10 protein-coding genes are annotated in these 12,874 nt (G+C 44.8%); 7 read left to right on the forward strand and 3 right to left on the reverse strand.

The genetic code is table 11. From position 1 onward, the window contains the following. The first annotated feature begins 72 nt into the window (after window positions 1-72). Window positions 73-2,889 carry a TolB family protein gene (locus GO620_RS04080; protein WP_157526530.1) on the forward strand — a complete coding sequence of 939 codons (2,817 nt, stop codon included), beginning with the start codon at window positions 73-75 and terminating at the stop codon, window positions 2,887-2,889. On the opposite strand, the gene GO620_RS04085 is transcribed toward GO620_RS04080, so the two are convergent. Beyond that, entirely contained in the window at window positions 2,886-3,638 is a 753-nt protein-coding gene (locus GO620_RS04085; protein WP_157526531.1) for a copper homeostasis protein CutC, read from the reverse strand. The two genes, GO620_RS04080 and GO620_RS04085, sit on opposite strands and share 4 nt — an antisense overlap. A gap of 163 nt (window positions 3,639-3,801) precedes the next feature. Further along, window positions 3,802-4,542 carry a 3-oxoacyl-[acyl-carrier-protein] reductase gene (gene fabG, locus GO620_RS04090; protein WP_157526532.1) on the reverse strand — a complete coding sequence of 247 codons (741 nt, stop codon included), beginning with the start codon at window positions 4,540-4,542 and terminating at the stop codon, window positions 3,802-3,804. A gap of 109 nt (window positions 4,543-4,651) precedes the next feature. On the opposite strand from fabG, the gene GO620_RS04095 reads away from it, so the two are divergent. Further along, complete coding sequence (locus tag GO620_RS04095; protein WP_157526533.1) at window positions 4,652-5,845, forward strand: exo-beta-N-acetylmuramidase NamZ family protein; 1,194 nt, start codon at window positions 4,652-4,654, stop codon at window positions 5,843-5,845. A 60-nt stretch (window positions 5,846-5,905) separates the two neighbouring features. After that, window positions 5,906-7,519: an amidase gene (locus GO620_RS04100; RefSeq protein WP_157526534.1), complete on the forward strand. Its 1,614-nt coding sequence runs from the start codon at window positions 5,906-5,908 to the stop codon at window positions 7,517-7,519. A gap of 1 nt (window position 7,520) precedes the next feature. On the opposite strand, the gene GO620_RS04105 is transcribed toward GO620_RS04100, so the two are convergent. Beyond that, complete coding sequence (locus GO620_RS04105; RefSeq protein WP_157526535.1) at window positions 7,521-7,760, reverse strand: hypothetical protein; 240 nt, start codon at window positions 7,758-7,760, stop codon at window positions 7,521-7,523. Between the two features lie 156 nt (window positions 7,761-7,916). On the opposite strand from GO620_RS04105, the gene tig reads away from it, so the two are divergent. The 4 genes from tig to GO620_RS04125 all read left to right on the forward strand — a co-directional run bounded on the left by tig (window position 7,917) and on the right by GO620_RS04125 (window position 12,567). Next, on the forward strand, window positions 7,917-9,272 hold the full coding sequence (gene tig / locus GO620_RS04110) for a trigger factor (RefSeq protein ID WP_157526536.1): 1,356 nt from the start codon (window positions 7,917-7,919) through the stop codon (window positions 9,270-9,272). Window positions 9,273-9,425: 153 nt separating this feature from the next. Beyond that, complete coding sequence (clpP, locus tag GO620_RS04115) at window positions 9,426-10,148, forward strand: ATP-dependent Clp endopeptidase proteolytic subunit ClpP (protein ID WP_157526537.1); 723 nt, start codon at window positions 9,426-9,428, stop codon at window positions 10,146-10,148. 96 nt (window positions 10,149-10,244) lie between these two features. After that, a complete protein-coding gene (clpX, locus tag GO620_RS04120; RefSeq protein WP_157526538.1) occupies window positions 10,245-11,483 on the forward strand; it encodes an ATP-dependent Clp protease ATP-binding subunit ClpX in 1,239 nt (412 codons plus the stop codon). Window positions 11,484-11,703: 220 nt separating this feature from the next. Beyond that, a complete protein-coding gene (locus GO620_RS04125; RefSeq protein WP_157526539.1) occupies window positions 11,704-12,567 on the forward strand; it encodes an AMP nucleosidase in 864 nt (287 codons plus the stop codon). The last annotated feature ends 307 nt before the right edge of the window (window positions 12,568-12,874 follow it).

Below are 12,874 nucleotides of genomic sequence, written 5' to 3' on the forward strand. Positions count from 1 at the left end.
AAATGTAATTAGTTTAAAAATATGCCGTGTCATTGCCACGTTTGGTTTGGCATTATTTAATTACTTTACGGCATGTTCGGGCGTTCGCTTCTTTTCATACCACTGCTGCTTTCAATTGGCTTCGTAAGCCGCGCGCAGTTTGGTGGTAACCCGCCATCTGTAAAATGGAATCAGGTAAACATACCTGCCGCGAGGATTATATTTCCAAAGGGGATGGATTCTGTTGGATTGAACGTCGCGTATATCATCAGCAGGATGAACGGCGCCGTGCGCCCTACTATTAGCACAAAGCAACGACAGATAAGCATATTGCTGCAAAACCAAACTTTAGCATCCAATGGCTATGTGCAACTGGCGCCATTTAAGAGTGAGTTTTACTTAACGCCAACGCAAAATTCGTTTGCATTGGGCAGTTTGCCGTTTTACCAACAGCTGGCCATTCATGAGTTTAGGCATGTACAGCAGAATAATGCGTTTGATGTTGGTCTTTCGCGGGTATTGCATATTCTTTTTGGCGAAAGCGGCCAGGAACTGGGTAACACGGCAGCCATTCCCGATTGGTTTTATGAAGGCGACGCAGTCTACAACGAAACGCTGGTAAGCAACCAGGGCCGGGGACGGTTGCCCTGGTTCTTCAACGGTTTCCGCGGCATTTGGGAAGCGGGTAAGGACTATAGCTGGATGAAGCTGCGTAATGGGTCGTTCGTAGATTATGTGCCGGACTGGTACCCCCTTGGATATATGTTAACTGCCTACGGCCGGGAAAAATATGGCAGCAGCTTTTGGCGAGACGTAACGCACGATGCTGCTGCATACAAAACACTTTTCTATCCTTTTCAGGGCGCCCTCAAAAAGCATGCTGGTATTAGCTTTAAGCAGTTCAGGAGTGAGGCGTTGGATCATTTTAAAAAAGAAATAGTGGGTGATAATAAAACAGGTGGTCCCGGGTTCAAATCTAACCAACACTTTATAGCAGACGTAGAATACCCCGCGATTGTTGACGATAGCACGATATTGTATATGAAGTCGACCTACAGAAACAGGCCGGCGTTCGTGATCAATAGAAACGGCCTGGAAAAGCGAATTGCCGTGCGTGATATTTCGCTCGACAAATATTTTGATTACGCTAAAGGCAAGATCATTTACTCATCTTACCAGCCTGATGTTCGCTGGAGCAACCAAGAGTATAATGACTTGAAAGTGGTAAACATATCAACCGGCGAAGAACGTAAAATTACGCACCATACAAGATACTTTTCACCCGCGTTTAGCAACGATGGCAGCCGCGTTGTGGCAGTAGCTGTCGCGGCAAACGGTAGATATCAGTTACATATTCTCGACGCAATTAATGGAAAGGTGGTGCAGCAGGTAAATAATCCTGAAAACGTTTTCTTTACCTATCCTAAGTTTTACGGGCAAGATAAAATCGTATCTGCGATACGCTACACCAATGGCAAAATGTCCATTGCTTTGGTTGACATTGCCACGGGTAAAATATCAGAATTAACAAAGCCTGATATCGCCCCGGTTGGGTTTACACATATTTACAAAGACACGGTATATTTCACGGCTACTGCGGGTAAGAACGACCGTTTAGATGCCTTATCCATTCCGGATAAAAAGTTGTTTCTTTTGCAGAACGATACCTTGCTGAATGCTATCGGCAATTATCAGCCAACGATAAGTGACAATAAGTTAGCATGGGTAAGTTTCACTGCCTATGGTTATCAACTGCATACTACCAAACATAGCCAACTGAAAATGTTGCCAGTCGCGAACGGCTTTACGGGTTCTCTGCAAGACTATGGCATAACAAATCTAAAAAGCGATTCCTCTGCAGATCTGCTGGCTAAAGTTCAGCCGCAACCTTTGCCTATAACAAAGTACAGCAAGCTGCACAACTTCTTTAATTTTCATAGCCTGATACCTGATTTCTCCGACCCCAATTATACTTTATCTCTTGAAGGAGAAAACGTGCTCAACACTTTCCGCTCATCAATTTACGGCACCTACAATCGCAACGAAGGTTATAAAGAGGTTGGCTATAATGCTACTTATGGAGGTTTATTTCCTTACATCACCGGTGGCGCAGATGCGGTGTATGATCGCCGCAGCTTTTTCCGCGGCGAGAATATTTACTATAACGAGTACCAGGTTCATGGCGGGCTGGCAGTGCCCTTAAATCTTGGCAGCGCCGGGCATAGCACAAACCTTACCATAGGCAGTAACATTGTATATGATAAGACGAGCTTTCAGGAGGCATTCAGGTCGCGGTTTAGGGATGCCTCTTATACTTATCTGAGCAATTACCTTAGTTTTAGCAACAGTATTCAGCAAGCTGTTCAGAACATCTACCCGCATTTTGCACAGAACATTAGCCTAAGCTTTAAAAAAGGCATAATAGACGCCACGTCCTTCCAGTTCCTGGCAACTGGTAACTTTTATTTCCCGGGTTTTTGGGCAAACCATAATTTAGTGATAGGGGCGGCTCATCAGTTGAACAGCCAAAACTCGGTGATTAATTATGCCAACAATTTTCCTTTTTCCAGAGGCTATACCGTTTACAATTTACACCAAATGGATAAGATAGCAGCCAACTATCATTTCCCGATCGTTTATCCCGACGCAGGGTTTGGCAACCTCATCTACCTGCTTCGCCTGCGCGGAAATATATTTTATGATTATACCCGCGCACAAGATTATTACACTAACGGTACGGTTTATAATGGTGATTTCCGTTCGACCGGAGCAGAATTGTTTTTCGATACCAAGTTGTTTAATGAGTTGCCGTTCACCATCGGCTTAAGGTATGTAAGATTGCTGGACCAAGATTTAGGCAGTCGCGGCAATAACCGTTTCGAAGTGGTGGTGCCGGTTTCGATCTTCTAAACTCGGGCGGCTTTAAGTACTTCAGCTACTGCAGACGCATCTGTTTGGTCATACCCATAAAGGTCATTTTTATGGTTACCCATAGTAATGTGGTTGTTGTGATATGCCATAGCAGAACTTACTTGCTTCCGCGCCGAAGTATGAACTTCGGTTACACCGGTAATACGTATCAGGTCGGCAACGTTATGCGCATTAACCCCGCTGCCTGCCATAATGCCAATGCGGCCTGCCGACTGTTTCACCAGATGGTTAATGGTCGACATCCCTTCAATAGCCGTTATCTGCCCGCCCGATGTAAGCACGCGCTCAAAGCCAAGATCTATAATATCTTCCAGGGCTTGTGAGTAGTTGCTGCAAACATCAAATGCGCGATGAAAAGTCGCACCTAGCCCTGCATCACGGGCCATATCTACCAATCGTCCCGATCGTTTTTTATCAATGCTGCCGTCCCGGTTTAAAATGCCGGTCACTATGCCATCGCAGCCCAGATTAACGCAATTCTGAACATCGGCAATCATGATGTCAAATTCATCATCACTGTAAAGAAAGTCGCCCGAGCGCGGACGGATCAGTACATACAATTTGATGTCAAGGAGTTTGCGGGCAATGGCTATTTGCCCGTAAGACGGTGTAGTGCCCGCCTGTACAAGGTTCTCGCAAAGTTCTACACGTTGGGCACCACCTTGCTGAGCCGCAAGGGCAGACATAGCAGAGCTGGCGCATATTTCTAGCGTGATATTTTTAGGCATAACACCGTATACGTACCTGATGATTAAAAGTTGTCCTCTAGACAGATAGTAATCGCCAAACGTGAAGAACCTTGTTTGTAATTCTTTAAAGTAAATGCTTAGCCAAATCAGCAAGACAGCTGTTTTCTGCTATTGACGATCGTCCACGGTCTATCGTCAATATTTACATCCCGCCGTCAACACCGAGCACCTGCCCGGTAATGTATGATGCCATGTCTGATGCAAGGAAAACGCATACATCAGCAACTTCTGTAGTTTCGCCGCCGCGTTTCAATGGTATGCCTGCTGTCCAGCCCTCAACCACTTTCGGGTCAAGCACATCGGTCATTTCGGTGCGGATAAAGCCCGGCGCAACCACGTTGGTCCGGATGTTTCGCGAACCCAATTCCTTAGCCACAGATTTTGAAAAACCAATAATACCTGCTTTTGAGGCTGCATAATTGGCCTGGCCTGCATTACCGTTAACGCCAACCACAGAACTGATGTTGATGAACACGCCTTCGCGGGCTTTCATCATTATTTTTGAAGCGGCTTTGGTAACGTTAAAGATCGACTTTAAGTTGGTAGTCAAAACATCATCCCAAGCCTCTTCGGTCATGCGCATCAGCAGGTTGTCTTTCGTGATGCCCGCGTTATTTACCACAATATTTAAGGCGCCAAAATCGGCAACAATATCATTGATCAATTTTTCTGCTTCATCAAATTTAGAAGCGTCAGAACGGTAACCTTTAACTTTGGTGCCATAAGCTTGCAACTCTTGCTCTAACGCCTGACCTTTTTCTACAGACGATAGGTAAGTAAACGCTACGTTAGCGCCGTGCTCTGCAAACTTTTGCGCTATCATGCGGCCTATGCCTTTTGAAGCGCCGGTAACCAATGCGGTTTTTCCTTCTAACAATTTCATATTTGTAAAGTATATTTCGGGCGGTGAAGATAAGCAATTAGTTTTTAAGTGAAAATTTGCCTGTTTGCCTATCGCTTAACCATAACAGCCAACCTATAATAATCTAAGCATGAAAAAAGCATTAGTGTTACTACTGAACTTGTTTCTAATCACCGGAGCAGTCCAAGCCGAAAAAAAAGACGCGATCATTACCGGTGCCGACCAAACGTCGTTGTATCTGCCATATCTAAAGGGCAAACGAATCGGCATGCTGGTCAACCAAACTTCTATAATAGGCAAACGCTCGAGCGTTGACAGCCTGCAATCTGTAGGGGTGAGCATTGTCGCGATTTTTGGTCCCGAGCATGGCTTTAGGGGCAATGCCAGTAACGGCGCTGCGGTGAGCGACGAAACAGACGATAAGACAGGCATCCCGGTTATTTCTTTGTACGGCAAAAAAAACAAGCCCACCAAAGAAGACATGGACAAAATTGACCTGATGATCTTTGATCTGCAGGACGTAGGCTGCCGCTTTTATACCAACATAAATGTTTTAGCACGGGTGATGGAAGCCTGCGCCGAGAACGGAAAGGAACTATTGATCCTGGACAGGCCAAACCCTAACGCTTATATCGACGGACCGGTTCTGGATATGAAATTCAAATCGGGTATCGGCATGTTTCCAATTCCCATCACCCATGGCTTAACCATAGGCGAATTTGCCCAAATGATTAACGGACAAGGCTGGCTGGCTAACAAAGAGCAGTGCAAGCTAAAGATCATCAAGGTAAAGAATTACAGCCACGCCATGTATTATGAGCTGCCTGTACACCCGTCGCCGAATTTAAATACTCAGCAATCTATACTGCTTTACCCGTCGCTTTGCCCCTTCGAAGGGACGATCATTAGCCAGGGTAGGGGCACTTACATGCCGTTCACTGTATTAGGTGCGCCACTGCTAAAAGGCAAGTATGACTTCAGCTTTAAGCCTGTTAGCATCCAGGGCATGTCAGAAGCGCCTTTACATCAGGATCAGGATTGTTACGGACTTGACCTGCGCAATTACGACGCAAAGAAACTATGGGCTTCGGGTAAGATAGATATTAAATGGATGATAGACCTGTACAGCGCGTACCCCGATAAAGCTAAATTTTTTGACGCCACCCAAAGTAAGGCAATGGGCAGGATAGAAGCGCGCATGGGTACAGACCAGTTTCAAAAGCAAGTAGAAGCCGGTATGAGCGAAGCCGAAATTAGAAAAAGCTGGGAACCGGGATTAAGTGAGTACAAAAAAATGCGTTTGCAATATTTGCTTTACCCATAAGATAGTTACAAAATAAATTGACGGCAATTTTTAAATTGAGGCACTTTCAATCCTTACCGTATGCAACGCAGAAACTTCCTTAAAACCGGCTCGATAGCGTCTTTAAGCCTCGGCACATTATTATCAGCCACTGATGCCAGGGCCGGCAGTGTGATGGCTGAAGAACCTGTCTTAAAAGACAACTTCGAACTTAACGAAGTTACTATTCCGCAATTGCAGCAAATGATGCAGTCCGGCAAATACACATCAAAAAAGATCTGCGAAATGTATCTGAAGCGGATTGATGCCATGGACAAAAAAGGCCCGGTCATAAACGCGGTGATCGAGTTAAATAAAAAAGCCTTAACGATAGCGGCGGAAAGAGATAAGGAACGCGCGGCAGGAAAGTTGAGGGGGCCAATGCACGGTATACCTGTTTTGATAAAGGATAACATCACCACAGGCGACGGTATGGTAACTTCTGCCGGAGCTTTGGCTTTGGGGGATAATTATGCCAGTTACGACGCGCACATTGTAAAACTGCTTCGCGAAGCGGGGGCGGTTATCTTAGGTAAAACCAATCTTAGCGAGTGGGCAAACTTCAGGTCAGACCATTCTACCAGCGGCTGGAGCAGCCGTGGCGGACAAACCAAAAACCCGAATGTATTAGACCGTCAACCAAGCGGGTCAAGCTCAGGATCGGGCGCGGCAGCTTCTGCCAATTTTTGCGCTATTGCGATCGGCACAGAAACAAACGGCTCTATCGTATCTCCTGCGTCAAATAACGGCTTGGTGGGCATTAAACCCACCGTAGGCTTGTGGAGCCGCACAGGTATTATTCCGATTTCAAAAACGCAGGACACAGCCGGGCCAATGGCCCGTAACGTTACAGACGCTGCCATTTTGCTTGGCGCCTTAACCGGCGAAGACGCGGCAGATGAGGCCACGCTTAAAGTAAAAGGTAAAGCTTTGAAAGATTACACGAAGTTTCTCAATGCTGACGCGCTTCAAGGCAAAAGGCTGGGCGTTGAGAAGGCAGCCTTGCAGGGTAACGCGGCAATGGTGGCATTTTTAAATGAAGCCCTTGACTTGTTGAAAAGCAAAGGTGCTGCCATTGTTGAGGTTGAACTGGTTAAGCAGATAAGGCAGATAGGTAACGCCGAAACCACAGTGTTGCAATATGAGTTTAAGGAAGGCGTGAATAGATACCTGGCAACGGCCAATTCTAAAATGAAAACGCTTGCGGATGTGATCGCTTTTAACAAAGCTAATGCGGCTGCAACTATGCCATACTTTAAGCAAGAGACGCTTGAGGCATCTGAAGCCCGCGGCGGATTAGACAGCAAAGAATATTTGGAAGCTTTAGCCAAAGTGACAACTATGGTGCAGGGCTTCATAGATACCATGTTAAAGGAAAATAAACTGGACGCGATAATCGGCCCAACCAGCGGTTTCGCCGGGTGTATAGATCTGGTAAATAACGATTATGGCACCGGCTTTTCGTTCTCAGGTCCCGCCGCTATGGCGGGATACCCGCACATAACCGTACCCATGGGTTACCGTTTAGGTTTGCCGATGGGCCTGTCTTTCTTTGGCACAGCTTACAGTGAACCTTCTTTGATTGGGTTAGCATATGCCTATGAGCAGGCCAGCAAAAAGCGGCAATCGCCCGAATTCAAAAGTGTAGTGGGATAACCTACATTGGCGGGTTTGGCGATGGCGGGTTAGGATTTGGGTTCGGGATAGTTATCGGGTTCGCATCCGGGTAGACGCTTAGGCTATTGCTTGTCCGGGTAGAATCGGGCGCATTTACCGTACCTGCCGGGCGGTTGTCTTTTTCTGCAATTTGCCTGCTGTTATTTCTGCGCATGCCGCATGAGGTTACAACCGCTATCAGCGAGATCATTAGCGCTGTATTGTGTATAAACTTTTTCATCGGGTTAAATCTGCTTTTACAACGCACAAAAGGTTTAATAGTTTAGGTGCCTGCAAAAGCAGCATCAGGTCTTAAAAAAAAATCCGTATTTTTGCACCTCTAAAAATCGGCGTAAATGATATGCCGGTATTTATGTTAAAATTTAAAAGACAGTAAATGAACATCTCACAGGAAAAAACAGGCAAGCTTAATGCGGTTATATCCATTAATTTAAACCCTGAAGATTACCAGCCACGCGTTGATAAAGCAATAAAAGAGCAAGCAAAAAAAGCTAAGATCCCAGGCTTCCGCCCGGGTATGGTTCCGCCTGCGCACGTTAAACGCATGTATGGCAAAAACATCCTTGTAGATGAGATCAACAACTTGTTATCAGACACGCTGAACAATTACATTAACGACGAAAAGTTAGAAGTACTTGGCCAGCCATTGCCTAAACTGGAAGAGGATACCCAATACAACTGGGATTTCAATGACAACTTTAATTTTACTTATGAAGTTGGCCTGGCCCCTGAGATCGACGTTGATTTCAATTCTAAAGATAAGATCGATTATTACAAGATCAGCGTTGATGACGAAACGTTAGCGTCGCGTATCAAAAACCTGCGCCGCAGCTATGGTAAAATGACAAACCCTGACGTATCGGCAGACGGCGACGTACTTTATGGCGAAATGCAGCAACTTTCTCCGGATGGTGCTGTTTTTGAAGACGGTATAAAGCAAACTGTTTCTATCCGTTTAGAAAATATCCAGGATAAAGATATTAAGGCTTCGCTTATCGGACTTAAAAAGGACGATGTAGTTGAGTTTGACATTCAGAAGGCTTATAACAATGACGCAGCTAAAATTGCGGGGTTGTTTAAGATCGATGAAGAAGAAGCAGCGCAACTGAAATCGAATTTCCGCTTAACTGTTAAAAATGTTAACCGTTTAGACGAAAGTGACCTTGATCAGGCGTTCTTTGAAAAAATATTTGGTGAAGGAACTGACGTTACCACAGAAGAGCAATTCAGGGCTAAGATTAAAGAGGAACTTGAAGCGATGATGGTTCAGGATGCTGACCGTAAATTGCAGAATGATCTTTACAATTACAGCCTTGAGAAGATCAAATTTGAACTGCCCGACGAGTTTTTGAAACGTTGGTTGAAAGCGACAAATGAGAAATTAACTGACGAAGAATTAGCCGGTGGTTATGACGACTTTGCGAAGAATCTTAAATGGACGCTGATCACAAACAAATTGATCGCTGCCAACGACATTAAGGTTGAATATAAAGACGTTTTTGAACAAGCTAAACGTCAGTTGGATGCACAGTTCAGGATGTATAGCCCGCAGCCGATAAGCGAAGAGCAATTGGCACAGTACGCTGTACAGTTTATGCAGAATAAAGAAAACGCTAACCGCATTTTCGAAGAAACTAAGGCCCTTAAGGTTTTGGATTATTTGAAAAGTGTAGTTACGCTTAACGATAAGCAAATAGACTTTAAACAATTCTCTGAATTGGAGCAAGCTTAAGCTTTAATTAAAATATCTTCACCGGAAAGCAACAAGTATACTTGTTGCTTTTCTTTTATCATTGATTTTTACAAATTGCAAAAAGGAAGGTGATATTATTCCACTGTTTTGCATATCTCAATAACATTTTAAAAGATTTCAATAACCATTAACATGAATAACATTAATAAACAAGAATTCAGGAACTACGCTGTTAAGCACCACCGCATTAACGGCATGTACGTAGATAAATTTATATCGAGCGTAGAACATAAAATGATGCCTACCGGTATCCATCAGCCGGTTGACATGACGCCTTACATCATAGAGGAGCGCCAGTTAAATATTTCGCAATTAGATGTGTTCTCACGTTTAATGATGGACCGTATCATCTTTTTAGGTGATGCTATTTATGAGAATATCGCGAACATCATCCAGGCGCAATTGCTGTTCTTACAGTCGGCCGATGCAAAACGCGATATCCAAATCTATATTAACTCACCGGGCGGTTCTGTTTATGCAGGTTTAGGTATTTATGATACCATGCAATTTGTATCTAATGATGTCGCTACTATCTGTACAGGTATGGCTGCATCTATGGCTGCAGTATTGCTATGCGCAGGTGCAGATGGCAAGCGTGCTGCGTTACCGCACTCTCGTGTAATGATTCACCAGCCGTTGGGTGGCGCCCAAGGCCAGGCTTCAGACATTGAGATCACTGCCCGTGAGATACAAAAATTGAAAAAAGAATTGTACGAGATCATCTCTAAACACAGCGGTACTTCTTATGAGAAAGTTTGGGAAGCATCTGACCGTGACCATTGGATGATCGCTGATGAGGCGAAGGACTTTGGTATGGTCGACGAGGTTTTGCGCAACAACGCCGACAAAAAATAAATTTAAAAATAACATTAAGCCCCGTTTGGGGTTTAATGTTATTAAGTTTGTGCCGATTGCGCCTTATTAGTTAAATTTGATATTAATCCTTTTGAAATGAACAAAAACAGCAAAGAAATCAGGTGTTCGTTCTGCGGAGCCGGTAAACAGGATTCTCTGATGCTGATAGCCGGTCTTGATGCCCATATCTGCGATAAGTGCGTTAACCAGGCTAATGATATACTTGCCGAAGAACTTAAGGTACGCAAAGTTAAATCTTCACCATCTGCGCCATCTATCTTAAACCCTGCCGAGCTTAAGGCTCACTTGGACGAGTATGTGATAGGCCAGGATGATGCCAAGAAGATATTAGCCGTTGCCGTATATAACCACTACAAACGCCTTAACCAGCGCGTAGATAAAGATGAAGTAGAGATTGAGAAATCGAACATCATTATGGTGGGTGAAACCGGTACCGGTAAAACCTTGTTGGCTAAGACGGTTGCCAAGGTACTGAACGTGCCATTTTGTATATGCGATGCAACAGTGCTAACAGAAGCAGGTTATGTAGGTGAAGACGTTGAAAGCATTTTGACGCGCCTGCTGCAGGCTGCCGATTACGACGTTACCGCTGCCGAAAAAGGCATTGTGTATATAGATGAGGTTGACAAGATCGCCCGTAAGAGCGATAATGCCTCTATCACCCGCGATGTATCAGGCGAAGGAGTGCAGCAAGCCTTATTAAAAATTCTAGAAGGTACAATGGTGAACGTACCGCCACAAGGCGGCCGTAAACACCCTGATCAAAAGATGATCACCGTGAACACCAGCAACATCTTATTTATTTGCGGCGGCGCTTTTGACGGTATCGAGAAAAAGATCGCTAACAGGTTGCGTACGCAAACAGTGGGTTATAAGTTTAAGAATGACGACCACGAGATAGACCTGAAAAATCTGTATAAGTATATTACTCCACAGGATTTGAAATCATTTGGTTTGATTCCGGAGCTGATCGGCCGTTTACCAGTTTTAACGTATTTGAATCCGTTAGACAGGGACGCGCTGCACAATATTTTGACTGAGCCAAAGAACTCGCTGCTTAAACAGTACAAAAAACTGTTTGATTATGAGCATGTGAAGCTGGACTTTGATAAAGATGTGCTTGATTTCATAGTCGACAAAGCGATGGAATTTAAACTCGGTGCCCGCGGTCTGCGTTCTATATGCGAGGCTATAATGATAGACGCCATGTTTGAGTTTCCGTCTCAAAAAGATGTAAAACACTTAAGCGTAACTTTAGATTATGCCCGCGAGAAGTTCGAGAAGAGCGACCTCAAAAAGTTAAAGGTGGCTTAACCGCCTGTTAAAAATAAAAGCTGTATATTTGCAGCATACAAGAAAACGAGCCCTGGTGAAACGCCGGGGTTTGTTGTATAAAAAGGTTTCGTAATCACGAAATGTCATCTCGAACTGAAGGGAGAGATCTTCTGCAGCATGCTTTTACAAGCAGAATAAAACCCGAAAGTTCGTGATATAAAAGCCCTCCTAATGGTGGGAGGCACGTTAAAAGAGGCATATGAACGAAGAACTCAACATCAAAAAAAATCCTGAGATCGTAGAAAACGCGGCCCAGGTAAAAGAGGTAACAAGCCCTGTAAAATCGGGGTTAAAGAACAAAGAAGACATTGTAGCAAACTGGCTGCCGCGTTATACCGGCCGCACTCTTGACCAATTTGGCGGCTACATTATACTCACCAACTTTTCTAAATACTTACAGCTATTCTCTGAATGGAATGAGAATGCGCCCATTATGGGTCTCGACAAACCCATGCAAAGCGTAACCGCCCAGGGTATTACCATCATTAACTTCGGTATGGGCAGCCCCGTAGCCGCTACCGTGATGGATCTGCTTACTGCTATCCACCCTAAAGCGGTGATATTCTTAGGCAAGTGCGGGGGATTGAAACGCAAGAATAATGTCGGCGACATGATCCTGCCGATCGCGGCCATCAGGGGCGAGGGTACATCAAATGATTATTTACCACCCGAGGTTCCGGCCCTGCCATCGTTCGCGTTGCAAAAAGCGATATCGACAACCATGCGCGAGCAAGGCCATGACTACTGGACCGGCACCTGTTATACCACCAACCGCCGTGTGTGGGAACATGACAAAGAGTTTAAACGCTATTTAAAGACCCTTAGGGCAATGGCTGTTGACATGGAAACAGCTACGATATTCACTACAGGTTTTGCCAACAAAATCCCAACCGGCGCACTGCTTTTGGTATCAGACCAGCCAATGATCCCTGAAGGTGTTAAAACTGCCGAAAGCGACTCAAAAGTTACCGGCAATTATGTAGAAAATCACCTTAAGATAGGTATCGAATCTTTAAAGCAATTGATTAACGGCGGTTTAACTGTCAAGCACTTAAGATTTTAAACACTTCTCCCTAACTTCTCCGAAGGAGAGGAACCTAAACAAAGCCCCTGTTTAAAAGACAAGGGCTTTGTCGTTTTACCGTTATGCCGTTATGAACAACGTAGTAACCAGAATGCCTCAAACCATACCGTCATGCCGAACTTGTTTCGGCATCTCATAGGACAGTTACTAAGTATGTTTTCCTGATAAAAATGAGTCTCGCAATCAAATATACAAGCTGCATTAGCGATTGCAGCGGATAGCCCGTACCCGTTGGCTAACGGGGAGGACTTGCAGCGGAAAGCGTGACCCTGAAGGGGTAACGCCC

Source organism: Mucilaginibacter ginkgonis, from assembly GCF_009754905.2.
Taxonomy (GTDB): domain Bacteria; phylum Bacteroidota; class Bacteroidia; order Sphingobacteriales; family Sphingobacteriaceae; genus Mucilaginibacter; species Mucilaginibacter ginkgonis.